1 protein-coding gene is annotated in these 651 nt (G+C 73.0%); it reads left to right on the top strand.

Annotated features, from left to right (window positions below; genetic code table 11):
• Positions 1-34 precede the first annotated feature (34 nt).
• Positions 35-651, top strand: a 617-nt coding sequence (locus CCN72_RS33020; RefSeq protein WP_425276192.1) for an acyl carrier protein, incomplete at its 3' end; no start/stop codon positions are given.

Genomic DNA, 651 nt, shown 5'->3' with positions numbered 1-651 from the left:
ACCGGTCCTCGCCGACCTCGCGGCCGACACCGAGATCGACGTCGTACGCGCCGACATCTCCCGGCCCGGGGACGTCGAGCGGCTGGTCCGGCACCTCCGGTCGGGCTCGCGCCCGCTCGGCGGGATCGTGCACGCAGCCGGTTCCTACGACAAGAAGCTGATCTCCGAGCTGACCTGGGAGTCCATCGACGCCCAGCNNGCCGAATGGCGCGGCCGGCGCGGGGTGCCGGGCCTGTCGGTCAACTGGGGCGCCTGGGCCCGGGTCGGCATGTCCGCCCGCCTGGAGGAGCACCTCAGCCAGGAGATCGAACGCAGCGGCGTCCGCTTCTTCTCCCCGACCCGCGCCCTGGACACCCTGGCCCGGCTCTGGGGCCGGCCCCGCACCCAGCGGATCGTCGGCGAGTTCGACTGGGACCGCTACGTCTCCGGCAGCGTCAACGGCGACCTCTTCTTCGACCGGCTCGCCCGCCAGGGCGGCGAGGAGGGCACCGGTCTCGACCTCACCGCCCTCACCGCGCTCCCCGCCGCCGAACGGCTCGCCGCCGTCACCGCGGTGGTGAGCGAGAAGGTCGGCGCCGTCCTGCACCTGGAGGAGGGCGACGAACTGGACCTGAACAGCGAGTTCGTGTCGCTGGGCCTGGACTCCCTGAT

The organism is Streptomyces murinus (genome assembly GCF_002154555.1).
Classification (GTDB): Bacteria; Actinomycetota; Actinomycetes; order Streptomycetales; family Streptomycetaceae; genus Streptomyces; species Streptomyces murinus.
This window is presented reverse-complemented; position numbering and strand designations above follow the sequence as displayed.